General features: G+C 68.9%; 21 protein-coding genes. 16 read left to right on the top strand and 5 right to left on the bottom strand.

Annotated features, from left to right (window positions below; all coding sequences use genetic code 11):
* The first annotated feature begins 172 nt into the window (after positions 1–172).
* From OV287_RS06805 to OV287_RS06820, 4 genes are all read left to right on the top strand, one after another.
* Positions 173–1,426: a PEGA domain-containing protein gene (locus tag OV287_RS06805; protein WP_267533169.1), complete on the top strand. Its 1,254-nt coding sequence runs from the start codon at positions 173–175 to the stop codon at positions 1,424–1,426.
* A 2-nt stretch (positions 1,427–1,428) separates the two neighbouring features.
* Entirely contained in the window at positions 1,429–2,850 is a 1,422-nt protein-coding gene (locus OV287_RS06810) for a MopE-related protein (protein ID WP_267533170.1), read from the top strand.
* 177 nt (positions 2,851–3,027) lie between these two features.
* Positions 3,028–4,485, top strand: a complete 1,458-nt coding sequence (locus OV287_RS06815; RefSeq protein ID WP_267533171.1) for a serine/threonine-protein kinase — start codon at positions 3,028–3,030, stop codon at positions 4,483–4,485.
* On the top strand, positions 4,457–5,149 hold the full coding sequence (locus OV287_RS06820; RefSeq protein WP_267533172.1) for a tetratricopeptide repeat protein: 693 nt from the start codon (positions 4,457–4,459) through the stop codon (positions 5,147–5,149). Before OV287_RS06815 ends, OV287_RS06820 begins: the two co-directional genes overlap by 29 nt.
* Before the next feature lie 24 nt (positions 5,150–5,173).
* On the opposite strand, the gene OV287_RS06825 is transcribed toward OV287_RS06820, so the two are convergent.
* A complete protein-coding gene (locus tag OV287_RS06825) occupies positions 5,174–5,725 on the bottom strand; it encodes an FHA domain-containing protein (RefSeq protein ID WP_267533173.1) in 552 nt (183 codons plus the stop codon).
* Between the two features lie 256 nt (positions 5,726–5,981).
* On the opposite strand from OV287_RS06825, the gene OV287_RS06830 reads away from it, so the two are divergent.
* A complete protein-coding gene (locus OV287_RS06830; RefSeq protein WP_267533174.1) occupies positions 5,982–10,655 on the top strand; it encodes a lamin tail domain-containing protein in 4,674 nt (1,557 codons plus the stop codon).
* A 105-nt stretch (positions 10,656–10,760) separates the two neighbouring features.
* Here the strand turns inward: OV287_RS06830 and OV287_RS06835 are convergent, their stop codons facing one another.
* Positions 10,761–11,396 (bottom strand): TetR/AcrR family transcriptional regulator, encoded by a 636-nt coding sequence (locus OV287_RS06835; protein WP_267533175.1) that lies wholly within the window; start codon positions 11,394–11,396, stop codon positions 10,761–10,763.
* Between the two features lie 46 nt (positions 11,397–11,442).
* Positions 11,443–12,633 (bottom strand): metallophosphoesterase, encoded by a 1,191-nt coding sequence (locus OV287_RS06840; RefSeq protein ID WP_267542304.1) that lies wholly within the window; start codon positions 12,631–12,633, stop codon positions 11,443–11,445.
* Positions 12,634–12,827: 194 nt separating this feature from the next.
* Between OV287_RS06840 and OV287_RS06845 the strand changes: the two genes are divergently transcribed.
* Positions 12,828–14,312 (top strand): serine hydrolase, encoded by a 1,485-nt coding sequence (locus OV287_RS06845; RefSeq protein WP_267533176.1) that lies wholly within the window; start codon positions 12,828–12,830, stop codon positions 14,310–14,312.
* 6 nt (positions 14,313–14,318) lie between these two features.
* Here the strand turns inward: OV287_RS06845 and OV287_RS06850 are convergent, their stop codons facing one another.
* Positions 14,319–15,221 carry a TIGR01777 family oxidoreductase gene (locus OV287_RS06850; protein WP_267533177.1) on the bottom strand — a complete coding sequence of 301 codons (903 nt, stop codon included), beginning with the start codon at positions 15,219–15,221 and terminating at the stop codon, positions 14,319–14,321.
* Entirely contained in the window at positions 15,218–15,772 is a 555-nt protein-coding gene (locus OV287_RS06855; protein WP_267533178.1) for a peroxiredoxin family protein, read from the bottom strand. The genes OV287_RS06850 and OV287_RS06855 overlap by 4 nt, the downstream gene beginning before the upstream one ends.
* A 113-nt stretch (positions 15,773–15,885) precedes the next feature.
* Here OV287_RS06855 and OV287_RS06860 point away from each other — a divergent pair, with 113 nt between their 5' ends.
* The 10 genes from OV287_RS06860 to OV287_RS06905 all read left to right on the top strand — a co-directional run bounded on the left by OV287_RS06860 (position 15,886) and on the right by OV287_RS06905 (position 25,483).
* Complete coding sequence (locus OV287_RS06860) at positions 15,886–16,971, top strand: polyprenyl synthetase family protein (RefSeq protein WP_267533179.1); 1,086 nt, start codon at positions 15,886–15,888, stop codon at positions 16,969–16,971.
* A gap of 13 nt (positions 16,972–16,984) precedes the next feature.
* A complete protein-coding gene (locus OV287_RS06865; protein WP_267533180.1) occupies positions 16,985–18,529 on the top strand; it encodes a phytoene desaturase family protein in 1,545 nt (514 codons plus the stop codon).
* Positions 18,526–19,554 carry a phytoene/squalene synthase family protein gene (locus tag OV287_RS06870; RefSeq protein ID WP_267533181.1) on the top strand — a complete coding sequence of 343 codons (1,029 nt, stop codon included), beginning with the start codon at positions 18,526–18,528 and terminating at the stop codon, positions 19,552–19,554. The genes OV287_RS06865 and OV287_RS06870 overlap by 4 nt, the downstream gene beginning before the upstream one ends.
* Before the next feature lie 100 nt (positions 19,555–19,654).
* The gene (locus OV287_RS06875; RefSeq protein WP_267533182.1) at positions 19,655–21,112 is read left to right on the top strand and encodes a phytoene desaturase family protein; all 1,458 of its coding nucleotides are present in this window, start codon (positions 19,655–19,657) and stop codon (positions 21,110–21,112) included.
* Entirely contained in the window at positions 21,109–22,086 is a 978-nt protein-coding gene (locus tag OV287_RS06880; protein WP_267533183.1) for a carotenoid 1,2-hydratase family protein, read from the top strand. Before OV287_RS06875 ends, OV287_RS06880 begins: the two co-directional genes overlap by 4 nt.
* Positions 22,083–23,219, top strand: a complete 1,137-nt coding sequence (locus OV287_RS06885; RefSeq protein ID WP_267533184.1) for a glycosyltransferase family 2 protein — start codon at positions 22,083–22,085, stop codon at positions 23,217–23,219. Before OV287_RS06880 ends, OV287_RS06885 begins: the two co-directional genes overlap by 4 nt.
* Positions 23,216–23,602 (top strand): lycopene cyclase domain-containing protein, encoded by a 387-nt coding sequence (locus OV287_RS06890; protein WP_267533185.1) that lies wholly within the window; start codon positions 23,216–23,218, stop codon positions 23,600–23,602. The genes OV287_RS06885 and OV287_RS06890 overlap by 4 nt, the downstream gene beginning before the upstream one ends.
* Positions 23,599–23,946 carry a lycopene cyclase domain-containing protein gene (locus tag OV287_RS06895; RefSeq protein ID WP_267533186.1) on the top strand — a complete coding sequence of 116 codons (348 nt, stop codon included), beginning with the start codon at positions 23,599–23,601 and terminating at the stop codon, positions 23,944–23,946. Before OV287_RS06890 ends, OV287_RS06895 begins: the two co-directional genes overlap by 4 nt.
* The gene (locus OV287_RS06900) at positions 23,943–24,626 is read left to right on the top strand and encodes a lysophospholipid acyltransferase family protein (protein ID WP_267533187.1); all 684 of its coding nucleotides are present in this window, start codon (positions 23,943–23,945) and stop codon (positions 24,624–24,626) included. The genes OV287_RS06895 and OV287_RS06900 overlap by 4 nt, the downstream gene beginning before the upstream one ends.
* Positions 24,623–25,483 (top strand): MerR family transcriptional regulator, encoded by an 861-nt coding sequence (locus OV287_RS06905; RefSeq protein ID WP_267533188.1) that lies wholly within the window; start codon positions 24,623–24,625, stop codon positions 25,481–25,483. The genes OV287_RS06900 and OV287_RS06905 overlap by 4 nt, the downstream gene beginning before the upstream one ends.
* The last annotated feature ends 15 nt before the right edge of the window (positions 25,484–25,498 follow it).

Consider the following 25,498-nt stretch of genomic DNA (forward strand, 5'->3'; position numbering starts at 1 on the left):
GGACTCAGGCACCGGGGCTCGAGAGCGCCTCTACACAGGGAAGTCAGAGGTGTGTCTGGAAGCCACATGGCTGCTGGATGCCCACCAGTCACATGCCTGCTCCCATGGCAAGGGTGGGCTGAAGGGCTGGCGGTGCTCCGCAGCGGGCTCTGTTCGCGGTACAACAGAGGCCATGCGTACCCCCGTCGTGTATGTGGCCGGCCTGCTGGCACTCGCACTGGCCTCCGGCCCCGCCAGGGCTCAGGAGGGTGGTCTCGGGCTGGACCTGTCCGGCGATTCGAGCACCCAGAGCAACGAGCAGTCAGAGGACTCTGGTGAGGGCACTCCGCAGGATGCTGGGAACCTGGGCCTGGACCTGAGCGGCGGTACCGCGGGGGCAGACCTGCAGCCGCGCTTCGCACTGGTGGGGTTGGACACGCCCGAGCGCGCTGGTGCCGCGGCGGCGAAGCGGTGGGTGGGCTGGCTCCAGTCGGTGGCGCTGCGCACCGGCCGGGTGGTGAAGGTCTCTGACCCCGCCGGAGCTCGGGAGCAGCTCGCGTCGGACTATGCGTCCGCTCTGCGCTGCGAGGAGCCCTCGTGCTTGAGCGGGCCGGCGGAGACGCTCGACGCGGACCTGCTCACCACGGCGCGTCTGGCGCTGGAGGACGAAGGCTGGACGCTGCGGCTGTGGACGTACGACCGGGACCGGGGCGTGGTGGAGACGGACGTGGTCCGGGGCCGCAAGCCGACCGACAGCAACTTCATCCGCGAGGCGGGCACCGTGCTGTCCAAGCGGGTGACGGAGCTGGCCAGGCCGCGCTCGATGCTCAAGGTGTCCAGCAACGTGTCCCAGGCGGTGGTGCGCGTGGGCGAGCGCATGCTGGGCGTGGGCAATGTCGAGGTGAAGCTGCCGCCCGGTGAGGTGCAGCTCTTCGTGGAGGCCGACGAATACTCCACCTATACGAAGACGCTGACGCTTGCCCCGGGTGAGACGCTGGAGGTGGCGGCTCGGCTGGAGCTCAATGGGCCCGCGCCGGATGGCCCCCCGGCAGACGCTGTCGCGAGCGCGAAGAAGAAGAAGTCGAGCAGCAAGTCCTCCGGAGGCCCCTCCCTCTTCAGCCGTCCCGCCTTCTACACCACGGTGCTGGGGCTGGCGGCGGTGGGCGCGGGCGTGGCCATGGGCATGGGCCTCCAGGGCAAGGTCCAGGACGCCAACGGGGACGGGGTGATGGACCTGTCGCGCACCGAGTACCTGGCCCTCCGGCAGCAGTCGATGCTTTCCACGGCGCTCATGGCGGGCGGTGGCGCGGTGGCGGGCGGCAGCCTGCTGTGGCTCGTCGTCGTCCCGGCACGCTCCGAGCCGGTGTCCTCCTCGGTGGCCCCCGTTTCCAGCGGGAAGGGCACCAGCAGCACGGCGCTGCACTTCGTGATTGGCGGGAGCTTCTGAATATGAAGTCCTTCTCTTCCCTCGTTTGCTGTCTGGTGCTCGCGCTGTCTGCCGCGGGCTGTTGGGTGCCGGAGCTTTCGGACGACGCCGTCTTCAGCTGTGACGCGCCCGAAGACTGCGCCGCCGAAGGCGCGGTGTGTGTCTCCCGCGCGAACCAGCGCGGCTTCTGCTGCATGCCCACCGCCGAGGTGTGCAACGGCAAGGACGACAACTGCGATGGCCAGCTGGACAACCTGGCCAACCCTCCCGCCGAGCTGTGCAACGGCCTCGATGACGACTGCGACGGCAAGGCGGACGAGGACTTCAACTTCCAGTCCGACATCGCCCACTGTGGCGGGTGCGGCAAGGCCTGCGACGTCGAGACCCAGCGGTGCAGCGCGGGCTCCTGCGTGGCGCGCGGCGAGCTGGTCTGCGATGACGGAATCGACAACGACGGCACCGAGGGCACGGACTGCGTGGACCCCGATTGCGACAAGCTGTCGTGCGGCACTGGCTGCCTCTGCGACAACGGCAAGGCCAACGAGCTGGTCTGCGATGACGGCCTCGACAACGACCGCAACGAGGGCGCGGACTGCGCGGACTCCGACTGCGACAACCAGCTGCGCACGTGCGCGGCTGGCGAGACCGAGAAGAACTGTATCTGCACCGGTCGTCAGCTCGACGAGGTCGCGTGCGGCGACGGCGCCGACAACGACAAGGATGGTGACACCGACTGCACGGATTTGGGGTGCTCCAACAAGTCGTGTGGCACCGGCTGTGTCTGCGAGAGCTTCATCAAGAAGGAGATCGCTTGCGGCGACGGCCTCAACAACGACGGCCGCGAGGGCACGGACTGCGCGGACCCGGACTGCGCCAACCAGTCGTGCGGCACCGGCTGCCTCTGCCAGGGCGGCAAGGCCGTGGAGATCGTGTGCAGCGACGGCGTCAACAACGACGGTACCGAGGGCACGGACTGCGCGGACTCCGACTGCAACGGCAAGGAGTGCAGCAGCAGCGGCGGTTGCACGTGCTCGGGTGGAAACAAGCTGGAGACCACGTGCAATGACAACGTGGACAACAACGGCAACGGCGGGATCGATTGTGTCTCCGGCAATTCGGACGCCAACTGCGTCAGTGGGACCTGCGGCACGGGCTGCGCCTTCGTCAACTGCGTCAAGACGGAGACGACCTGCACCGACGTCACCGACAACGATGGGGATGGGCCGATCGACTGCGCGGACAGCGACTGCAACAACAAGTCGTGTGGCACCAACTGCATCTGCTCGGGCGGGGTGAAGAAGGAGAACTCCTGCACCGATCGCGCCGATAACGACGGTGACACCTTGATCGACTGCGCGGACAAGGTGGATTGTCCCGCCAACTCGACCTGCACCCGGAGCAACGGTAACGCTGGAAAGTGCCAGAGCAACGGTACTTGCGCGTGAGGGGGTGCGGTTGATGCACTCCTGGGCGCGGGCTCGCCCCTCGGGGCGGGCCTCTTCCCACTGATGGCTCCTTGGCGCCGTCCGCCGCCTTGGGTGGGACAGAAGAGTCGTCACCCTGGCGACAACGTTGGACACGTGGGTTGCCGGGGATTGAGAGGATGAAAAGCTTTGCCGCCCATGCGCGGCGACGACCTCATCTCGGGCACGGTGCTCTCAGGCAGCTTCCAAGCCGCAGACGGTTCGACAATCGCGGACCGCGAGCTTCAGGAAGGCGCCATTCTCGGCAGCTACCAACTGGAGCGCCTGCTAGGCGAGGGCTCCATGGGCCAGGTGTTCCAGGCCCGCCACACACGGCTCGGGCGCCAGGTGGCCCTCAAGGTGCTGCGCTCCGCCTTCGCCCATGATGGCGGCTTCGTGCGGCGCTTCTTCCAGGAGGCGCGCGCCGTCAATCAGATCAACCACGAGCACATCGTGGAGATCTTCGACTTCATCGAAGATGAGCAGCAGGGGCATGTTTACTGCGTGATGGAGCTGTTGCGCGGGCAGAGCCTCTCCGCCCTCCTGAAGGAGGAGCGGCTCTCCGTGTCACGCATCCGCCGCATCCTGGTGCAGGTGTGCGCGGCCCTGAGCGCGGCACACCGGCTCGGGGTCGTGCACCGGGACATCAAGCCGGACAACCTCTTCGTCACCCACAAGGGCGGGCAGCAGGACTTCGTGAAGGTGCTCGACTTCGGGGTGGCCAAGCTGCTCACCGCCGAGGGCACCAGTGGGACGCTGGACGGCACCATCATTGGCACGCCCACGTACATGTCGCCGGAGCAGGCGGCGGGCCTCCCGGTGGATCACCGCGCGGACATCTACGCGGTGGGCACCGTCCTCTACGAGCTGCTCAGCGGGCAGCCGCCGTTCCAAGCGTCCAATTTCGGCCAGCTCATGGTGAAGATCCTCACCGAGCCGCCGCCTCCGCTGCCCTCGCACACCCCGGCGGGAGAGCCGGTGCCGCAGGTGCTGGCACAGCTCGCCTTGCGCTGCCTGGCCAAGGAGCCCGGGGACCGGCCGCAGCAGCTCGCCGAGGTCATTACCGCGCTGTTGGTGGGGGCGGGGCCGGAGTCGGTGCCTTCCCCGGTGCTCTCTGAAGATGAGCGGCCCACGCAGCCCATGGCGGTACCCGCGGCCCTGTTCGGTGCGCGGCGCCCGTGGCCGCTGATCGCCGCGGGTGTGGTGGCCGTGGCCGTCGCGGGGCTCTCGCTCGCATGGGGCGTGCATCGTGGCGCCTCCCCGGTCGTGGCGGGAGAGCTGGCCGCGCTGGCGCCCGTCACCCTCACCGTGCACTCGGTGCCCGAGGGCGCGCGGGTGGTGCGAGCCGACACCGGCGAGGCGCTCGGAGTGACGCCGCTGGTGAAGCAACTGCCGCGGGCCGCCAATCCGCTGGGCCTTCGGGTGGAGCTGGCCGGCTTCGCACCGAGCGAGCAGGAGGTACGGCTCGACTCGTCTGCCACCCTCGAGGTTCCTCTTGTCCCGGCGGTGGCGCCGCAGCCGGGCCACCCAGCGGCGCGGGAGCCCTCACGTACCCCTGTCCACCGTCAGCAGAATCCCGGAGTGCGCGATGACGTCATTGATCCATTCGCTCGCTGATCGCTCCGTGCTGCCGGTGCTGGTGGCGGTGGTGCTCGCCGTGTCGCCCCTGACAGCGCGCGCTGCCAACGTGGACGGGGGCTCCGAGGTGGAGTCCCAGGCCCGTGCGAAATTCTCCGAGGGCAACCTCGCCTATGACCTGGGCGAGTTCCAGAAGGCCCTGGACGCCTACAGCGAGGCGTACCGGCTGATGCCGCTGCCGGGCTTCCTCTTCAATATCGCCCAGTGCCACCGGCAGCTGGGCCGCCCCGAGCGCGCGGGCTTCTTCTACCGACGCTACCTGACGCTCTCGAAGGAGGAGCCGTCCAACGCCGCGCTGGTGAAGGAGCTCATCGCGGAGGTGGAGGAGTCCGTGCGCAAGGAGCAGGAGCGGCGCCTGACGCGCGAGGAGACGGCGAGGGATCAGGCGAAGGCCGCGGCGCTGCGGGCGCAGGCGGAGGCGACCGCCGCGCGCCGGGTCCAGCAGGGTGAGGGCAGGCGCACCCTTGCGCCCCGAGCTCGCGCGCCCGGTCAGGCCGAGGCCGAGGTGAAGGGCGGGGACAGCCTGTTGAAGAAGTGGTGGGTATGGGCGGGAGCGGGCGCCGTGGCGGTGATCGCCGGCGGTGTCATCTACGCGGCCACCGCGCCCCAGCCGCGCCCCACCACGCTGGGCACCGTGCGCTAGTGCGGGGCCGGACGCCCCGGGCGTTCAGGCCGGGGTCTCCTGAGTCCCGCCCCGCTGGTGGGCGAGCATCAGCGCCGCCGTGTGGCCCATGCGGGTGTGGAAGCTCTCGGCATCGTGGAAGGTGAGCCGCACGTCGCCCAGCTGGAGCTGCATGCCGGACTCCAGCAGCAGGTTCTGTCCGGGCCGCATCCGCTTGCCGCTGAGCATGGCCGGCCCTCCCTGGGCCAGCGCCTCCACCATCCACCGGCCGTCTGGCTGGGTGTGGAGCACCAGGTGCTCGCGTGACACCGTGGCGTCGTTGATGACGAAGTCGTTGTGCGAGGCCCTTCCCAGCGACAGCACCTCTCGCCCCGGAGCCGTCGCCAGCTCGAAGCACATGGCATCTCCCGAGGGCAGGCAGTCGCGGAGATCCGAGGTGGGCAGCCGGGTGGTGCCGTGGTTCTGCTCGCTGTTCTCCGGGACGTTCCACACCCCTGCCTCCCACACCAGCCAGCAGTGTGGGTAGCGGGCTCGGAACTTCTCCTTGAGTGCGAGGTGCTGCCGCACGAGCAGCGAGAGCAGCAGGGAACGCGCCATGAGGCGGGAGAGAAACACCTTCGGGGCGTGATCGCCACTACTCCCGTCGTCGGGAGTCTCCGGGTTGTCCAAGAGTGCGCGTTTGGAAGGCGGGTTTGCGGGCCAAAGCAGGCGTCCAACCGGGGGGTAGGGATTTTCCCCAGGCCCACCTCCGGCGTAAGGTGTCGCTCAAATGTTTCAGTGGGCTTCACATGGTTGTCACAAACCCGGAGCCCACTGCGCAGGTCCAACCAACCCACAACCCCCCAGGGACTGCATGCGCAATCACCCCCGCCTACTCCTCGCACTGTTGAGTGCAGGACTGCTCCTGCTCACCGCGTGCCCATCAGAGCAATGCGGCAATGGCCGCGTCGAGGGCAAGGAGCAATGTGACGACGGCAACACCTCCAATGGTGACGGCTGTTCGAGGACCTGTACGAACGAGGTCGCCCCGGCCGTCTGCGGCAATGGCGAGGCGGAGGTAGGCGAGGCGTGTGACGACGGCAACTCCGTCAACGGTGACGGCTGCCAGAACGACTGCAGCGTCACCAAGCCGGGGGATGAAGTCCTGTCCGTGTGCGGCAACGGGAAGCGGGAGATCTTCGAGGCGTGCGACGACGGCAACACGACGAACGGTGACGGGTGCGAGAGCACCTGCGTGGTCACGCCGCTGGCGCAGACAACGTGCCCCGGGGCGGCGAGCCTGCCGCAGCCGGAAGAGGGTGCCACCTGTAAGGTGACTCCGGGCGCCGCCGACAACAAGGCGCGCCTCTACATGGGCGTGGTGCTGATGGATGGCAAGACGCTCATCGGTGGCCAGGTACTGGTGGACGACAAGGGCGTGATCGCGTGCTCGTCGTGCGACTGCTCGGGTGTGCCCGCCGCGACCGGGGCCACGAGCATCTCCTGCCCGCAGGGTGTCATCTCCCCGGCGCTCATCAACGCGCACGACCACATCGACTTCCAGAGGGGGCCGGAGAACTGGACCGCGGAGCGCTACGAGCACCGTCACGACTGGCGCGTGGGCGGGGCCGCGCATGCCGGGCACACCCGGATTGCCGCTGGCAGCACCGCGACCGACCTCGGCGTGCGCTGGGCCGAGCTGCGCCAGGTGATGGCGGGCACCACCGCCATCGTCAGCAGCGGCGGCCGTCCCGGCTTCCTGCGCGACCTGAACTCCTTTGGCACGGCCCAGGAGGGCCTCGGCGAGCCGAAGGTGAACTTCCAGACCTTCCCCATCGGTGACTCCGCCGGCGAGGAGCTGGAGAGCGGGTGCGGCTACAAGACCCCCCTCGACTCGCCGAGCGCGATTCCGCCCCTGTCGGCCTATATGCCGCACATCGCCGAGGGCATCTCGACCTCGGCGCGCAATGAGTTCCTCTGCCTGTCCGGCCAGGGCGAGGGCAGCAAGGATGTGCTGACGTCGCGCACGGCCATCATCCACGGCGTCGGCCTCACGGCGGTGGACATCGCCAAGATGGCCGAGCGTGGCACGGGCCTCATCTGGTCGCCGCGCACCAACATCGCCCTGTACGGCGACACGGCCATGGTCACCACCTACAAGCAGATGGGCGTGAACATCGCGCTGGGCACGGACTGGCTGCAGGCGGGCTCCATGAACATCCTGCGCGAGCTGCGGTGCGCCAGCTACCTCAACCAGTCGCACTACTCGCAGGCCTTCACCGACGAGGAGCTCTGGCGGATGGTCACCGTGAACGCGGCGGACCTGACGGACATCTGGGAGAAGCTGGGCCGTATCGCCCCCGGCAAGGTGGCGGACCTGGCCATCTTCAAGCTGAAAGACAACGCCTTCTCGCCGCACCGCGCCGTCATCCAGGCCAATCCGGACGACGTGGTCCTCACCGTGCGTGGCGGCAAGCCGCTCTACGGCGACAAGGCCGTGGTGGACGCGCTGACCGTGGGCGCGGCGGACCCCTGCGAGGAGCTGCCCGTGTGCGGCAGCACCAAGGCCGCGTGCGTGAAGTCCGAGACGGGCAAGACCCTCGCCGAGCTGAGGGACGCCAACAAGAGCGCCTACGATCTGTTCTTCTGCAGCGATACGGTGCCGACGAACGAGCCCACCTGCGAGCCGCAGCGCACCGCCACCACCCCGGTGGCGGCCTCGCAGAACGGCTCCACCCTCTACACCGGCGCGCGCCGGCTCGCCGACTACGACGGTGACGGCGTCGCCAACGCCCAGGACAACTGCCCCATCGTCTTCAACCCCGTGCGCCCCATGGACAACGGCGCCCAGGCGGACACCGACTCCGACGGCGTGGGTGATGCGTGCGATCCGTGCCCGCTCGCGGCCAACTCCACGACCTGCACGGCCGCCAACCCGGCGGACGAGGACGGCGACGGCATCCTCAGCCCCAACGACAACTGCCCCGGCGTGGCCAACGCGGACCAGGAGGATACGGACGGCGACTTCCGCGGTGATGTGTGCGACGCGTGCCCCACCGAGAACCCGGGTGACTCGGTCTGCGAGGTCTCCCTCTACGACGTGAAGAAGCCGGTGAACGGCGTCACCCCGCTCATGGGTTACAACGTCACCATCCCCAGCGCGGTGGTGACGGCCATCGCCGGCAACAGCTACTTCGTCCAGATTCCCACGGCGGAGCTGACCAACGGCCCGGAGTGGTCCGGCGCCTACGTCTTCAACTCCTCCTCCACCGCCATCAAGCCCGCCGTCGGTGACCACATCAAGATCACCTCGGCCCTGGTGGCTGACTACTTCGGGCAGCTCCAGCTCACCAGCGTGACCTTCACGAAGCTGGGCACCGCCGCACAGCCGACGCCCATCATCGTCGCCCCATCCGATGTGAACACGGGGGGCTCTCGTGCCGCCGCGCTCGAGAGCGTGTTGGTGGAGCTCCACAACGTCTTCGTGTCCAAGCAGGAGCCCACCCCGGGCACTGCCGACAGCGCGCCGACGTACGAGTTCGTCGTCGACACCCATGCGGATGGTACGGAGGTCCAGGGCGTACGCGTGAACGACATCATCTACCGGCACCCCATGCCGGCCGTGGGCACGGAGTACCGGAAGGTTCGCGGCATCCTCGAGTGGCGCAACGGCAACTCCAAGGTCGAGCCGCGCAACGTGGATGACCTGCTCCTGCCCCCGCCGCCGCTCGCCTCGCTCGGGTCGTCCTCTCCCCAGTTCATCCGGGAGAGCACCACGTGCAGCCCCAACGGGTGCTCGCTCATCGGTACGAAGCTGCTGGTGACAATGGCCATCGCCTATCCCGAGGACCTCGAGGTCACCGTCGGCTCGTCCGACACGGCCAGCCTGCAGGTGGCCCAGGGCGGCAAGGTGATCATCCCCAAGGGGCTGCTCAGTGCCGAGGTGAAGCTCATCCCCCTGGCCGCGGCCAGCAGCGTGACGCTGACCGCCACCCTGGGGCCCTCGAGCAAGCAGACGACGGTGCGCGTGCTGGGCACCGCGGAGCAGCCCACGCTCAACGGCCTCACTCCGCGCCGCGTCCTCACCGCGCCGTCCAACGACGTGACGCTCGTCGCGTCCCTGGACATCCCCGCGCCGGCCAACACCACCCTGGAGTTCGTGGTGACGCCTCCGGAGCTCGGCTCGGTGGAGCCCGCGACGGTGACGTTCGGAACCGACGCCTCCGTGGTGCCCTTCACCTTCAAGACGTCGGCGTCGGCGACGCCCGGCACCAGCTCGGGCACCATCACCGCCCGGTTCGTGGGCGCCTCCACGGGGGTGACCTCCGACATCGAGGTCGTCGCGAGCCTCCCGGAGCTCGTCAGCATCACCCCGAGCCCGGTCATCGTCTTCCAGGGCACCACCCAGCCGTTCACGGTGACGCTGAACGGGGCGGCGCCTGGAGAGATGCTCGTGAAGCTGGTGGCGGCGCCCACCACGGCGGGTGCGGCCTTCGGCACGGTGCCCGTCGCGGTGCCGGTGGCAGCGGGGGCCAGCTCGGCCACCTTCGACTTCGCCGCGGATGCCACGGCCAGTGGCACGGGCACCATCAAGGCCTCGCTCGGTACGAAGGATGCCACCGCCAACGTGACGGTGCGCCTGCCCTACCCGAAGATCGCCAGCCTCAGCCCGACCACGGCCAAGATGATTCCCAATGCCTTGCGGACCTTCACCGTGAAGCTCGACAAGAACGCCGAGCCCGGTGGGTTCATCGTGGCGCTCACCCTCACGCCCTCCTCGCTGGGCACGGTCCCCGCGACGGTGACCATCGCCGAGGGTAGCAATACGGCCAACGTGACGTTCACCTCGGGCGCGGTGGATGGGACTGGCAAGCTGGAGGCTTCCAATACCCTGGGCGCGGGTAGCAAGGCCTCGGCGGACATCACCGTGGAGACGCTGCCTCCGCACGTGGTCATCAGCGAGTTCGCCCCGCAGGGCCCGAACAGCGCGGGTACTGGAACCACCGCCACCAACGAGTTCATCGAGCTCTACAACCCGACGAGTGAGGAGGTGGACCTGGGGGGCTGGGTGCTCCAGTACAAGAGCGCCACCGGCTCGACCTACGCGGGCACGTACACGTTGCCGACGGGAGCGAAGATCGCACCCAACGGCTACTACCTGGTGACCGCGGGCGGCTACATCGGGACGGTGACCGGGGACGCGAGTTACGGCACCACGCTCTCCATGGCCGCGGGAGCGACCGGTGGTGGCCACGTGCGCCTGGGCATGCCGGGCACCTCCGTCGCCATTGTCGACCCGCTGGCGGTGGACACGGTGGGCTACGGCACGGGCAACTCTCCCGAGGGGACCGCCATCACCCCGATGGCCGACGTGGCCGGCAGCTTCGAGCGCAAGGCCTACGTCACCTCGACCGTCGCCTCGATGGCCTCGGGCGGCGCTGACGTGGCGAAGGGCAATGGCTACGACTCGGACAACAACTCGACCGACTTCGTGCTGCGCACCGTGCGGGATCCGCAGAGCTCGACGAGCCCGACCGAGCAGCCGTAACTGACTCCGGACCTGCCCGCCTCCACCGTGGGGCGGGCGGGGCCGGCCGCGGTCCTCACGCCCTCCGTGTCACGCAGTCCGGGTGATGCGGGGGGCGTTGTCGTTTCAGCGCGAGACGATGCCGTCCACCAGCAACTGCTCCAGCGTCGTGAGGGTGGCGTCGTACGTCACCGACTCGCGGAACAAGTTCTGGTGCAGCACCGCGCCGATGAAGCCGCCGATGATGGAGTTCGCGGCCTGGCTCGCGTCCACGTCCAGGCGGAACTCCTTCGTCTTGTGCTGGCCGTAGCGGATGATGTTCTCCGCCACCGCGACGTACAGCCCCAGCTTCTCCCGGATGGCCTCGGCCACCCGGTCGTTGTTCTCCGCCGACTCCGCCGCCACCATCCCGAAGAAGATGCCGTACTCGCGGTGGTAGCGCAGGAACTGCTGCGTGCGCTGCATGAACGTCTTGAGCTGCACCCGCGCCGGCTGTTTGCGGTGCTCGCTCAGCACTTCCTGGAACTCTTGGAGGTAGCGGGTGTGCAGTTCGTCGATGGCCGCCAGCAGCAAGTCCTCCTTCGTCGGGAAGTGCCAGTAGAGCGCTCCGGGTGTCATCCGGATGGCCTTGGCCAGCTCCGCCATCGTCGTCGCCAGGATGCCCCGGCGAGCGAACAGCGTGATGGCCGCCTCCATGATTTCCACTCGCGTCCGAGCCGCGCGCTCTTGCTTGATCTCCCGCTTCGTCGCTGCCTTACGCATCTGTCCGGTATCCTACTCACCCCGGGCGCGCAACGTCACGTTTGTGTCAGGCGAGCAGCGTCACCTTGACGATCTCCGGCGGAGCGGCCACGCGCAGGGGAGGGCCCCAGAAGCCTGTGCCACGGCTCACGTAGATGTGGCTGTCGCCCTCGCGGAACAGCCCCGCGTCATGCTCCCAGATGGCGGACACCACCAGGTTGAAGGGGAAGAACTGCCCGCCGTGGGTGTGTCCGGAGAGCTGCAGCCCCATGCCTGCCTCGAGCGCGTGCTCACGCCAGCCGGCGGGCTGGTGCGCCAACAACACCGAGGCCCGCGAGGGGTCTCTCCCCGCGATGGCTGCCGTGAGATCATAGCTGCGCTCGGGATAGCCTGAGCGCCGGGCCCCCCAGTCGTCCACGCCCACCAGGTCGAACGAGGCCCCCGGCTCGCCGATGCGCACGTGGCGATTGCGCAGCACCGTGATTCCCATGCGCGTGAGCGCCTCGGCCCATTCCTCGTCACCCGAGTAGTACTCGTGGTTGCCGGTGACGAAGTACGTGCCGTACCGCGAGTGCAGGTTGCTCAGCGCGCCCACCCCGTGAGCCAGGTGCGCCACCCGGCCGTCCACCAGGTCTCCCGTGATGCACACCAGGTCGCCCTTCAGGGCGTTGCACTGGGCCACCACCGCGTCCATGAAGCGGCGCTGGATGAGCGGCCCCACGTGCACGTCGCTGAGCTGGATGATGCTGAAGCCGTCCAGCGCCTTGGGCAGGCCGGGCAGCTTCACCGCCACCTCGTTCACCACCGGCGGGTGGAAGGCGCGCCACACGCCGTAGCTGGCCACCCCTCCGGTGGCCGCGATCGCTGCGCCCGCCGTCGCCCGCGCGAGGAACTGACGCCGCTCCTCGTCCACCACCGGGGCCGGGGCTGCGTCCGCCTGGCGGCGATTCAGCCACGCGCTGAGCCTGCGCAGGCCTCCCAGCGACAGCACCCCCAGCAGCAGGTAGACGGCCACGCCCATCCATACCCAGTTGAGCCTCGAGACGATGGCCGCCGTCTCCCCGGGCAGCAGGCGCGGCACGAACCACCCGCCCGTCATGATCGTGGCCAGCAGCCCCATCAGCACCACGCCGGCCCGCCGCCAGTGGGGGTGCTTCGCCGTGTCTCGGAAGAGCCGGCGGTACAGGTAGATGTGCCCCAGCACCACCACCACGTTCATGACGACGAAGAAGAGGATGGATTGCAGAGAGAAGCGCATGGCGTTCCGAATACTCACCGGCGCTCCGCGCGCCGCAACCCAATCGTACGTGAAGAAACGTGAAGCCGCTCGCTTGTGCCCACCGTCACCCCATGCCATGAGTCCCTGCTAGCCGCTGCTCTCCGTGAACGCTTCCCACCGCGGCAATCGCCGCACCGCTGAACCGTATATCCGCGCATGAATTGGGAGACCGAATGAACTGGTTCAATACGCGTGTCGTGAGCGCGCTCGCCGTTTTCGTACTGGTCGTACCCGCCGCCGACGCAGCGACGCGGCAGCAGGAACTGGATCGGCTCGTCACGAAGTACCACCAGCTGCGACAGTTCAACGGCTCGGTGCTCGTCGCCGATGAGAAGGGAGTCGTCCACAAGAAGGGCTACGGCTTCGCGAACTTCGAATGGCAGGTGCCGAATACCCCCGACACGAAGTTCCGCCTCGCCTCCATCACGAAGCAGTTCACCTCGATGGTCATCATGCAGCTCGTCGCCGAGGGAAAGCTCGGACTCGAGGACAAGCTCACGGCGCACCTTCCGGACTATCGCAAGGACACGGGAGACCGCGTCACGATTGCCCAACTGCTGAATCACACCTCTGGAATCCCGAGCTACACGTCAGCACCCGGATTCTTCCAGAACGACTCACGCGACCCGTACACCGTCGCGGACTTCGTGAAGAAGTTCGCCAGCGGCGACCTCGAGTTCGAACCCGGGACGAAGTACGCGTACAACAACTCCGGGTACTTCCTGCTCGGCGCCATCATCGAGAAGGTCACCGGGAAGACGTACGCGCAGGTGCTGCGGGAGCGCATCTTCGAGCCGCTGGGGATGAAGAGCTCCGGCTACGATGTCTCCGCGACGGTGCTCTCGAAGCGCGCGAGCGGCTATCAGCCCGGGCCTGACGGGTACGTCAACGCTCCCTACCTCGACATGTCGCTCCCGTACGCTGCCGGCTCCCTGTATTCGACGGTGGAGGACCTCTATCTCTGGGACCGGGCGCTCTACCTCGACAAGCTGCTGCCCGCGCCGCTCAAGCAGCGGCTGTTCACGCCGGGGCTGAACCAGTACGCCTATGGCTGGGTCGTGAATCCGCTCAAGCTGCACGATGGCAAGACGGAGCTCGCCACCATCCGCCACAATGGCGGAATCAACGGGTTCAGCACGATCATCGTCCGCGCACCTGAACGCAAAGAGCTCGTCGTCCTCCTCGGCAACGCGGCGGACGGCAGGCTCGAAGAGCTCGCGGCCGGGCTGTTCAGCATCCTCCACGGCATGACGCCCCAGCAGCCCCGGGTGTCGGTTGGAGAGGTCGTGTCGCAGGTCATCGACAAGGCGTCCGTCGCGGAGGGAATCGCCCGCTACAGGGCCTTGAAGGCCACGAAGGCGAACGAGTACGACTTCTCCGAGGGCCAGTTGAATGGCGCCGGGTATCGGCTTCTCAGAGCCGGGCGCGTGGCGGACGCCATCGAGCTCTTCAAGCTGAACGTGGAGATGTTTCCGAGTGCGGCGAACCCCTACGACAGCCTGGGTGAGGCGTACCTGGCCAGCGGAAACAAGGAGCAGGCGCTCGCGAACTACCGCCGGGCCCTGGAGCTGAGCCCTGGCAATAAGGCCGTGGAAGAGCTCATCCGGAAGCTCGAGAGTCCGGCGGGTGACATGCCCGCGTCCAAGGCCGCACCGTAGCGGCCCTCACCCCAGGAGCGCCCGGAGTGTTTCGGGCAGCTCGGGGTGCTGGAAGCGGTAGCCGGCCTCGAGGGCGCGCCGGGGCAGTACCCGCTGGCCGCCCAGTACCGCCTCGGACATCTCTCCCATCACCGCCTTCAGCACGAAGGCGGGCACCGGCAGCACCGCCGGCCGGTGCAGCACTGTCCCCAGGAGCCGTGCGAATTCCGCATTCGTCACCGGCTCGGGTGCCGTCACGTTCAGCGGGCCCGTCAGCTTCGGATGCTCCAGTGCGAAGAGCAGCAGACCCAGTGTGTCCTCTCGGTCCACCCAGCTCATGTACTGCTGCCCCGAACCCATCTTCCCGCCCACCCCCAATCGGAAGACGGGCAGTACCTGCTTGAGCGCACCTCCCTCCGGGTGCACCACCACGCCAATGCGCGCCATCACCGTGCGGATGTCCGCCGTGGCGGCCTGCTGTGCCTCGGCCTCCCAGTCCCGGCACACCTGGGCGAGGAAGTCGTCTCCAGGGGGACTGCTCTCCGTGAGCGGCTCGGCGCCTCGATCGCCGTAGTAGCCGATGGCCGAGGCCGACACGAAGTGCCGCACCGTGCCCGCTGCCCGCATGGCCTCCACCAGCAGTCGTGTGCCCACCACGCGGCTGTCGTAGATGCGCTGGCGCGCCTGCACCGTCCACCGCTGGGCCACTGGCTCGCCCGCAAGGTGCACCACCGCCTCGACTCCCGCCAGCGCGTCCGGGGACAGCGGCGTGGCCGCGTCGAAGACGGCCCCCGTCACCCCTTGGGGTAGCCGCCCGAGTGCGCGCTTCACGTCTCGCGCCAGCACGTGCACGTTGTGGCCCTTCTCCAGCAACCGCTGCACGAAGAGGGGACCGAGGAATCCACTGGCTCCGGTGAGGGCAACCTTCACGGGTTCGACTCCTGGGGAATGTCCTTGCCCAGCAGGGCGCCGAGCGTCTGGAAGAAGGTCTTCTGGTCTTCTTCCTTCATCCGCCCAGAGTACCGGTAGACGAGCGTCCCATGGTCATCCAGTAGCACCACCGAGGACGTCTTGGTGGGGAGGTTCCAGGGCGCTCGCCCCAGCGTGCCCTTCAGGTCCACCAGGATGGGGATGCCCCACTTCTTCTCCTCGTCGCGCACATGGGACAGCGCGATGCCCCGGGCAGGGAAAAAATCGAACGACTCCAGGTTGGCCACCGCCACCACGTGCGCCGCGTCCAACAGTCCCAACTCCTGGCCTCGGGAGAAGAGGGCCTCCTTCAAGGGCGAGTTGAGTGTCGTGGAGTGGCGATCCTCATAGAAGAGAATGACGGGTTTTCCCCGCCATCGAGAAAGGGCCACTTCCTTTCCGTTGGAACCCCGCAACGTTGCGTCCATCGGTCCTGCCCGTGACTCGGCGGCGAGTGCCGGACTCGTGGCCAATAGGGCGGCCGTCAGCATGCCAGCAATCCGTTTGGTCATCGGGGACTCCCGTGAACGAAGCTTGTACAAACATTGAACATCGCCTTGACATAGGCTGGACGCAAAGGTTACCTCCACTCCTGAAAGCACCTACCCGCTTGGAGGAAGGTTGTATGGGCCTCACGCCCTACATCGCTGCACCGCCCGTGCCGGCTCCCTCGGTGGAGCAGGCCTGGCTGCAGTTGGTGCAGGCCCGGGTGGAGGCCTCGCTGGCGGAGTTGTTGGAGCTGCCGGACGAGTCCAGGTTGGACATTCGTTGGACACAGGCGCTGGGGTACGTGCGCGAGTACGTGTTGCGCCCCACCTGGAGGATGCGCCCGGCGCTGCTGCTGGCGGGCTACTGCCTGGCCCGGGGCTCGGCGTCGGTGCCGGCCGGGTTGTGGCGCTTCGCCGCGGGGATGGAGCTGCTGCACGCCTTCCAGTCCATCCATGAGGACGCGGCGGAGCAGACGGTGCTGCGGCGCGGAGGGCTGACGCTGCACCACGTGCTGGCTCCGGGCGCGACGGGGCAGCACCTGTCGGTGGTGGTGGGGGACCATCTCTTCGCCCGCGCCATGGAGACGCTGCTGAGCTCGCAGCTGCCGGGGGCGGCCCAGGCCAGCCGGTACTACCTGCGGCTGTGCCGCTACACCGCGGTGGGGCGCTACGTGGACCTGGAGCAGGGCGGTGCGCGGCTGGGTCCGGGCGGTGTCGTCCAAGCCCTGCGGCTGGCGCGCATGAAGATGGTGCGCGAGGGCCTCGCCTCGGCCTTGGTGTGCGGGGGGATGTTGGCCGGAGCGAACGCGGACCTGCGGCTGCGGCTGGCACGGGTGGGCTGTCACGTAGGGCTCGCTTACGAGCTGCGTGAGCAGCTGCTCGGACTCTTCGGCGAGCCGAGGAGCAGCGAGAAGGCTCCGCGCTGCGACTTCATCCGGGGCCGGCGCACTTTCCCGGTGGTCGCGGCCTGGTCGCGGGCTGTCCCCGAGGTACGCTGGGAGCTGGAGTCGCTGTGGGGCCTGCCCATCGAACGCAGGGACGAGGCCGCGCTCGCGAGGGTGCGCCAGTTGGTGGAGGGGGCCGGGGGGCGGAGCGCTACCGAGCGGTTGGTGGCGCGGGCGTCGCACGGGGCCGTGCGTGCGCTGGCGGAGCTGCCCAACCCCAACGGTCTGCGCGAGCTGGTGCAGGCACTCATCGGCCAGCTGGCCCACCGCATCGCCTGAGAGGAGACGCACCGTGAGGAGTGGCAAGCGACAGGCGGTGGTGGTGGGCGCGGGCGTCGGCGGACTGGCAGCGGCGGCGCGGCTGGCTCACCAGGGCTTCGACGTCCAGCTCTTCGAGAAGACGGACGGCCCGGGCGGGCGCTGCAACCGCCTCCAGGTGGACGGCTTCACCTGGGACATCGGCCCCACCATCGTCCTCATGCCCGAGGTCTTCCAGGAGACGTTCGCCGCGCTCGGTCGGCGCCTGGAGGACTACCTCACCTTCCTGCGGTGCGATCCCAACTACCGCATCCACTACCGCGACGGCTCGGCCATCACCTTCACCTCGGAGCTGTGCGCCATGGGGCGCGAGCTGGAGCGGATTGAGCCTGGCAGCTACGCGCGCTACCTGGCCTTCCTCGCGCAGGGCCGCACCCAGTACCGCACCAGCCTGGACCATCTGGTGGGCCGCAACTACGAGGGCATCTCCGACTACTTCGCGCCCTCGGTGCTGAAGAAGATTTTTCAGGTGCGGGCCCACCGCCGCATGTACGCGGACGTCAGCCGCTTCTTCCAGGACGAGCGGCTGCGCGCGGCGATGACCTTCCAGACGATGTACCTGGGAGTGTCGCCCTTTGCCTCGCCAGCGGTGTACGGGCTGCTGCCATTCACCGAGCTGGGCGTGGGCGTGTGGTTCCCCAAGGGGGGCCTCTACGCGATTCCCCTCGCGCTGGAGAAGGTGGCGCGCGAGGAGGGCGTGCGGTTGCACTACAGCACGCCGGTCAAGCGCATCCTCACCGAGGGCTCTCGTGCGGTGGGCGTGGAGCTAGCCGACGGGCAGGTGGTGAAGGCAGACGTGGTGCTGTGTAACGCGGATTTGCCTTACGCGTACGAGAAGCTGCTGGACCCGGGCGTCACCCGGCTCAAGCGCGCGGAGAAGCTGCGCTACACCTCCAGCGGCTACATGCTCTATCTCGGACTGCGCCGCCGCTACGAGGGGCTGCACCACCACAACGTCGTCTTCGGCAACGACTACAAGGGCTCGTTCGACGACATCTTCGAGCGCTTCCGCGTCCCCGACGACCCCAGCTTCTACGTCAACGCTCCGGCCCACACGGACCCGAGCCTCGCGCCTCCGGGCAAGGACGCGCTCTACATCCTGGTGCCGGTGCCGCATCAGCACCCGGGCCTGGACTGGAAGGTGGAGGGCCCGAAGGTGAGGGCCAAGGTGTTCCGGCGCCTGGCCGAGCTGGGCTACCCGGAGCTGGAGCAGGACATCGAGGTGGAGCGCGTCTACACGCCGGACGACTGGGCCTCCACCTTCAACCTGGCCCGGGGCAGTGCCTTCGGGCTGGCGCAGAACTTCTTCCAGATTGGCCCCTTCCGCCCCGCCAACCAGGATGCACGGGTGCGGAATCTGTTCTTCGTGGGGGCCTCCACTCAGCCGGGCACCGGTCTTCCCACGGTGCTCATCTCGGCGCGGCTGGTGGTGGAGCGCATCCTGACCTGGACGGGAGCGACAGACGCGGTGGCGGAGCCCGGGAGTGCCGGGCGCGGAGTAATCGAGGAGGCAGCATGACGAAGAAGCACGACAACACCCTGGTGACCCGTGGTTACGAGATGGCGGAGCGCGTGACGCGTCATCACGCCAAGAGCTTCTTCTTTGCCTCGTTCATGCTCTTCGGGCTGCGGCGCAAGGCGGCCTTCGCGCTCTATGCCTACTGCCGGCGACTGGACGACATGGTGGATGTGGCGGACGGGGCGGACCAGGGCGCGGTGCCCGAGGGGCTCGCCGAGCGGCTGGTGCGTGCGCGCCGGGCGGTGGCCGAGCTCTTCCTGGAGACGCCGGAGCTGGGAGACCCGCGCATGCCCCCGCCCGCCACGCGCGCCAGCGATGGCGATGGCCCGTGGGATTCGGCGGAGCTCGCTGCCCTGCAGGACGTCATCCACCGCTTCCGCGTCCCCGAGCAGCCCATGCAGGACCTTATCTCCGGCATGGAGATGGACCTGACGAAGCGCCGCTACGAGAGCTGGGCCGAGCTGGACCTGTACTGCTACCGGGTGGCCGGTGTGGTGGGCCTGATGATGGCGCCCATGCTGGGCTGCTCGGAGGAGTGGGCGCTCGGGCCGGCGGCGGACCTGGGCCGGGCCATGCAGCTCACCAACATCCTCCGGGACGTGAAGGAGGACCTGGATCGGGATCGTGTCTACCTGCCCCTGGAGGAGCTGGCGGCCTTCGGCCTCACGGTGGATGACCTGCGCCGGGGCGTGGTGGATGACCGGTGGCGTGGCTTCATGCGCTTTCAGATCGACCGGGCACGTGCCTACTACTCGCGGGCGGCGGCGGGCATTCCGGCGCTCACCGGCTTCGGCTGCCAGCGCATGGTGAAGCTGATGGGCTCCATCTACGGGGACATCCTGCGCGTCATCGAGCAGAACGACTACGACGTCTTCAAGGGACGGCTGTCGGTGCCGGGCAAGCGCAAGCTGGCGCTGGCTTCCACCATCCTGGTGCGGCCCTCGGCCGTGCTGCCCGCGCCGCCGACGCCCGAGGTGTCGGTGCCTCTTCTTCCGACGGGGGCCCCCACGGGAGTAAGTCCATGAGCGACGACAAAACGGGTGTCTACCGGCAGTTGCCGGAGAGCCTCCGGACACGGCTGGTGGAGCGCCTCACCGAGGAGGTCCGGCGCAAGGAGTCCGCGCGATGAAGACAATGCGTGTCGCGGTGGTGGGCGGCGGAATCGGGGGGCTGACAGCCGCCGGGCTCCTGGCGAAGGAGGGCCACGACGTCACGCTCTTCGAGGGAGGCCCAACCCTCGGAGGAAAGGCGCAGTGCGTGCGAGTGGACGGGCTGCGGCTGGACACTGGGCCTACGCTGCTCACGCTACCGGACGTGGTCAAGGGGCTGTTCGAGCGGTTGGGCGCGGCGGAGCTGCTGCCGCCTATCACCGAGCTGGAGCCCCAGTGCACCTATCGCTTCGCGGATGGGTGCAGCTTCGTGGCCTACAAGGACCTCGAGCGCACTGCCGAGAGTGCGGGCGAGCTGCGCCCCAGTGAGCGGCGCGGAGTGCACGGCTTCTACGAGGAGGCCGCGGCCATCTGGCGCGCCGCGGGAGAGCCGTACCTGGAGGCGCCCTTCGAGGGCATGGCCGGCTTCATGGCGCGGGTGGCCCGGCGGGGCGTGATGGCGATGGCCAGGGGAATGAAGCTGGCCACGCTGGACGAGCTGGCTCGGAAGCATTTCAAGACGGACCACCTGCAGCAGTTCGTGGGCCGCTTCGCGACATATGCGGGGGCCTCGCCCTACGAGGCGAGTGCGGCCTACGCCCTCATCCCCCACATCGAGCGCGCGTATGGCGTGCACCACGTGCGGGGCGGCATCGGCGCGCTGGTGGATGCGCTCGGGGAGGCGGTGAAGCGCCAGGGCGTGAAGGTGCACCTCAACGAGCGGGTGGGTTACACGCGCGATGCGCGGGGCTACCGGGTGGGGCCTCAGGGCGGTGAGGAGCGCTTCGACTCGGTGGTGGTGAACGCGGACCCGCTGGACAAGCTGGGGCGGGGGAGCGAGCCCCTGTCGCTGTCGGGCTACGTGCTGTTGCTGGAGGTGGACGGCCGTCCCGCGCTGCCGCACCACACCGTGCTCTTCAGCCAGGACTACCGCCGTGAGTTCGACGAGCTCTTCGGTGGGCAGCTCGCCGATGACCCGACGGTGTACTTCTGCAACCCCTCGGCGACGGACCCGACGGTGGCGCCGCCGGACAAGACGGGCCTCTTCGTCATGGTGAATGCCCCGGCGTTGCCGCGCGAGCCGGGCGCGTCCGAGCAGGCGATGGCTGCATGGGAGCTGCAAGCCGAGCGGGTGAAGGCGCAGATGTTCGACAAGCTGCTGGCGCACTACCCGGAACTGCGCGGACGCATGCGAGTGGTGGGGCAGCGCACGCCGGTGGATCTGGCGGCCCTGGGCGCGCCGGGGGGTTCCATCTACGGCTTCCTGCCGCACGGGAAGTTCGGTCCCTTCCGCCGTCCGCGCATCCGGGGCTGTACGCCGGGACTCTTCTTCGCGGGCGGGGGGACGCACCCAGGTGGTGGTGTGCCGCTGGTGATGTTGTCGGGTCGCTTCGCCGCGGAGATGGCTTCCGAGCACCTGCGGAGGAGTGCATGAGGCGTATGGACCTCGCCATCCCGGGCACTCCGAAGGGGACTGCGTGGTGGGACGAGCTGCCGGCGCTGCCGAACAGTCCGGGGGCCTACCGCTGGTTCTACGCCGATGTGACGGCGGGCGAGTACAGCGCGGTCTTCATCTTCATGGTGGGCTCGCTCTTCTCTCCGCGCTACTCGGTGGGGGCGAGGCGTGGAGCGCTGCCCCTGGAGCACTGCGCGGTGAACTTCGCGCTGTACCACCGAAGCACGCGCCGGCGCTGGGTGTTGAGCGAGTACCCGCGAGCGGCGGTGCAAGTGCAGCAGGAAGGCCGGGTGCTGCACATTGGCCGCTCGGTGCTGGAATACGGGCTGGACGGCACGGTGCGCATGGAGGTGGACGAGCGCTGCGCGCCCTTCGGTGGAGAGGTGCGGGCGAGGCTGGTGCTGGAGCCCCAGGCCGCGGCGGCCGAGGAGGTGCAGCTGGTGCCCGAGTTGCCGCACTTCTGGCGGGTGCTGGCTCCGCGGGCGAAGGCGCGGCTGGAGGTGTTCTCCGAAGGCGTGGCGTCGGAGGGAATCGGCTACCACGACAGCAACCATGGTGCGGAGCTGCTGGGGGCACGGTTGCCGGGATGGCATTGGGCGCGCGTGCACGGGCCGGAGGAGACGGTGGTCGACTACCACCTGCCGGGCGGGGTGGCGCCGCTGCGGGTGACGGCGGGTGTGCTGGGTACGAAGGCCGAGCGGAGGCCGCTGTTGGCGGAGGCGCGCGACACGAGACTGACAGGCTGGGGCCTGCGCGTGCCGGCGCAGCTGTACGCGGGCAACCAGGCGGTGGGCGAGCCGAGGCTGCTGGAGTCCTCGCCCTTCTACGCGCGGGTGGAGGCGCGGCGGGATGGGCTGGACGTGATGGGGGAGGTGGCGGACTTTCGCCGCTTCCACTCGCCCTTGATTCGGTGGATGGCGCACTTCCGCACGCGCGTGGAGCGCCCGGCATGAGTGCGCTGGTAGCCATGGGCCTGGGCTGGGTAGTGCTTGCCGGAGGCTTCAGCGCGGTGGCCCTGAGTCGGCTGCTGCGGCGGCGCCTCCGTGCCGTGGAGCCCACGCGGGTACCGGTGCTGCTGCTGCGGCCGGTGGACGCACCCTCGGAGCGGGAGCTGGAGAACCTGTCGAGGCCCATCGACTACGCGGGGCCGCTGGAGCACGTGGTGCTCTCGCCCCATGAGCCGCGGTTGCCAGAGGGCGTGAGGTGGCTGCGGAGCGACCCGGTGGCGCCGAACCGGAAGGTGGGGCACTTGCTGCACGCGCTGGACACGCTGCCGAGGGACGGGCGGGTGGTGCTGGTGGTGGACGCAGACGTGGCGGTGACGGGGGCGCTGGTAGAGGGCCTGGCGGCACCGGTAGTGGCGGGGGCGGCGCTGAGCACGGCGGTGCCGACGCCGGTGGGCGAGCGTGCGCTGGCGGACCGGGCGGTGGCGGGGCTGCTGCGCCGAACGCACCACAGCTTCCGGGCGCTGCATGTGATGAGCGCGGGGGCCAAGGCGGTGTGTGGCAAGGCGCTTGGGTTGAGCACCCGGGCGGTGGACGAGCTGCGGGCGCTGGCGGACCACATCGGCGAGGACCTGGAGCTCTCCAAGCGGTTGCACGCACGGGGCCTGGACGTGGAGCTGTGCGAGGTGCCGGCCCTGGTGCCGATGGCGCCGGGCAGCTGGGGCGCGGCGCTGGAGCGCTTCACGAGGTGGATGCAGGTCCTGGGAAGCCACCGTCCGGGGCTGTACCCGACAGTGCCGCTGCTCTTCACGCCGACGTGGCCGCTGCTGGCGCTCTGTCTATTGACGGGTTCGATTTGGCTGTCCGTGGGAGTCGCGGGTCTCCTGACTGTGAGGACCCTGCTCTCCTGGCGCCTGACCGTGCTCAGTACCCCTCTCCCTCCGGGAGAGGGACGGGGTGAGGGTATCGGGTTCGCCACTCCGAGCCCTGTCCTGTGGGACTGGCTGCTAGGCGAGGCCCTGTTGCTCGCCGCATTCATGGCATCTCTCGTGCGGCCGTCGCGGGTGACGTGGCGAGGCCGTACCTACGCGTTGCATTCCGGGGGCCGCATGTCGCCGGAGCTCGGTGGAGGCCGGGGATGACGTACGCACGCTTTCTGGGACTGTTCGTGGTGTTGCCCATCCTCTTTCTGCTGGTGCGCTACCGGCGCACGCTGACGATGAGGGGGCTCGCGCCCATGGGCCTGCTGCTGGTGGTGGTCTACGCGGCGACGTCGCCGTGGGACAACCTGGCGGTGAAGTGGGGGCTGTGGGGCTTCAAGCCCGAGCTCATCTGGGGCATCAAGCTGGGCTACCTGCCGCTGGAGGAGTACCTCTTCTTCGGGCTGCAGACGCTGCTGGTGGGCCTATGGGCACGCGAGCGCCTGCGCCGGGTGCTGGAGGCGCCCGAGCCTCAGCAGTTGCGCCCGACCGAGGGCAGCGAGGCGAGCAAGCCGCGGCTGGACGCCGGGGAGGTGGCGTCATGATGGAGTCGCGCTGGGCGTACATCATCCACCTGCTGGCGTGGGCGGTGCCCTTCATCGTGTTGCAGCTCGGATTCCTGATGCACCACTTCAAGGGGCGCACCTGGGCGGTGCTGCGCGCGGTGCTGCCGCCGGCGCTGGTGGTGGGCACGTACCTGGCGGTGGCGGACCACCTGGCCATCCGGGTGGGCATCTGGAACTTCGGCGAGGGCAAGCACCTGGGCGTCTACGTGGCCGGGGTGCCGCTCGAGGAGATCCTCTTCTTCCTGCTGACGAGCGTGATGGTGTCGTTGGGGCTGACGCTCTTCACGGTGCTCCTGTCGCGGCGGGAGGCGCGGGCGCCGTGATACGCGCGGCGAAGGGCGGACTCTTCGGGTGGGTGTTGGACGGGTACGTGGGGTGGAAGTTCCGGTCGTCGTTCCGGGGCCTGTGGGTGCGCGGGCAGCTACCGGGAGGAGAGGGCGCGCGCCTCGTGTACGCCAACCACTCCAACTGGTGGGACGGCTTCGTGCTGCACCAACTTGGCATGGCGGCGGGCTGGGATACGTACTGCGTGATGGAGGAGCAGAACCTGGAGCGCTACCGCTTCCTGGCGAGGCTGGGGGCATTCAGCATTCGCCGGGGTGAGGGGGCCTCGTCGCTGGAGACGCTGCGCTACGCGCGCGAGCTGCTGCGCAAGCCGAGGGCGGCGGTGTGCATCTTCCCGGAGGGCGAGCTGCGTCCATTCGGAGTGCTGCCCCTGCGGCTGGAGCGTGGAGTGGAGCTGCTGGGGCGGGTGGGGCAGGTGGAGTGCGTGCCGCTGGCCATCCGCTACGCCTTCTTCGAGCACGAGCGGCCGGACGTGCTGGTGGAGGTGGGCTCGCCCCACGCGGCGGGGGCGCTGCCGCACTTCCAGTCGGAGCTGGAGGGCGCGGTGCGCCGGCTGACGGGGGTGACGGGCCTGGAGGGCTTCTCGCGAGTGGTGTCGGGAGGACTGGGGGTGGCGGAGCGCTGGGACGCGGTGCGGGGGAGGGCGCCCTCGGCATGATGCTGCGTATCCGGACCATCGCCCGGCTGACGGGCATCCGCGAGGCCACGCTGCGTGCGTGGGAGCGGCGCTATGGCTTCCCTCGCCCGAGCCGCAACGAGAGCAACTATCGCGTCTACTCCCGCGAAGAGGTGGAGAACGTCCGCCGGGTGGCGAAGCTCATCACCGAGGGCCTGTCGGTGAGCGAGGCCATTGCCCAGGTGCGGACGGTGCCGGTGGGGGCGCTGCCAGTGCTCGAGCAACTGGAGGATCGCTTCTGGTCGGCGGTGATGGTGCTGGATGGGGACGAGGCGGACCAGGTGCTGGGCGAGGCGCAGGACTCCATGGAGGTGGAGCCCTACGTGGACACCCTGCTCCTGCCGTTGCTGCGGGAGATGGGTCACCGGCTGGACATCGCGCGGGAGCATCTGGCCTCGGCGCTCATCCGTCAGCGGCTGGGGGCGTTGTTGCTGGCCGAGGAGGCTCGCCCGGGGGGCCCTCGGGTCGTACTGGCCTGTCCGGAGCGGGACATCCACGAGGGCGGTTTGCTGGCACTGGGCCTGCATCTCAAGCGCAGGGGATGGCGGGTGACGCTGTTGGGGGCGGACACCCCGGCCGAGGCCCTGCGGGGGGCGTGCATGCAGGTGAACCCGGACGTGGTGGCGCTCTCGTGCGTGCGGCGGAGGGAGGTGGAGGAACTGAGACAGGTGCTGCAGGCCGCGGTGGAGGCGTGTGCTCCGACGATGGTAGTAGTAGGAGGGCCGGGCGCTCGCGAGCACCTGAAGGCCGTCTTCAGTGCGGGAGCGCAGTACGCGGAGTCCGCGGAGGAGCTGGTGGCCCTCTGGCAGCAGGCGCGCGGCGCATCGAACCGCACCTGAGGAGGCTGTGGGGCG

It is taken from the genome of Archangium lansingense, assembly GCF_026626635.1.
Taxonomy (GTDB): Bacteria; Myxococcota; Myxococcia; order Myxococcales; family Myxococcaceae; genus Archangium; species Archangium lansingense.

Coding starts and splice junctions, on each gene's coding strand:
- OV287_RS06830 (WP_267533174.1), top strand. CDS start 5,982: ATGCGCAATCACCCCCGCCTACTCCTCGCACTGTTGAGTGCAGGACTG.
- OV287_RS06870 (WP_267533181.1), top strand. CDS start 18,526: ATGACGAAGAAGCACGACAACACCCTGGTGACCCGTGGTTACGAGATG.
- OV287_RS06845 (WP_267533176.1), top strand. CDS start 12,828: ATGAACTGGTTCAATACGCGTGTCGTGAGCGCGCTCGCCGTTTTCGTA.
- OV287_RS06875 (WP_267533182.1), top strand. CDS start 19,655: ATGAAGACAATGCGTGTCGCGGTGGTGGGCGGCGGAATCGGGGGGCTG.
- OV287_RS06840 (WP_267542304.1), bottom strand. CDS start 12,633: ATGCGCTTCTCTCTGCAATCCATCCTCTTCTTCGTCGTCATGAACGTG.
- OV287_RS06805 (WP_267533169.1), top strand. CDS start 173: ATGCGTACCCCCGTCGTGTATGTGGCCGGCCTGCTGGCACTCGCACTG.
- OV287_RS06835 (WP_267533175.1), bottom strand. CDS start 11,396: ATGCGTAAGGCAGCGACGAAGCGGGAGATCAAGCAAGAGCGCGCGGCT.
- OV287_RS06885 (WP_267533184.1), top strand. CDS start 22,083: ATGAGTGCGCTGGTAGCCATGGGCCTGGGCTGGGTAGTGCTTGCCGGA.
- OV287_RS06905 (WP_267533188.1), top strand. CDS start 24,623: ATGATGCTGCGTATCCGGACCATCGCCCGGCTGACGGGCATCCGCGAG.
- OV287_RS06895 (WP_267533186.1), top strand. CDS start 23,599: ATGATGGAGTCGCGCTGGGCGTACATCATCCACCTGCTGGCGTGGGCG.
- OV287_RS06815 (WP_267533171.1), top strand. CDS start 3,028: ATGCGCGGCGACGACCTCATCTCGGGCACGGTGCTCTCAGGCAGCTTC.
- OV287_RS06810 (WP_267533170.1), top strand. CDS start 1,429: ATGAAGTCCTTCTCTTCCCTCGTTTGCTGTCTGGTGCTCGCGCTGTCT.
- OV287_RS06890 (WP_267533185.1), top strand. CDS start 23,216: ATGACGTACGCACGCTTTCTGGGACTGTTCGTGGTGTTGCCCATCCTC.
- OV287_RS06825 (WP_267533173.1), bottom strand. CDS start 5,725: ATGGCGCGTTCCCTGCTGCTCTCGCTGCTCGTGCGGCAGCACCTCGCA.
- OV287_RS06880 (WP_267533183.1), top strand. CDS start 21,109: ATGAGGCGTATGGACCTCGCCATCCCGGGCACTCCGAAGGGGACTGCG.
- OV287_RS06855 (WP_267533178.1), bottom strand. CDS start 15,772: ATGACCAAACGGATTGCTGGCATGCTGACGGCCGCCCTATTGGCCACG.
- OV287_RS06860 (WP_267533179.1), top strand. CDS start 15,886: ATGGGCCTCACGCCCTACATCGCTGCACCGCCCGTGCCGGCTCCCTCG.
- OV287_RS06820 (WP_267533172.1), top strand. CDS start 4,457: ATGACGTCATTGATCCATTCGCTCGCTGATCGCTCCGTGCTGCCGGTG.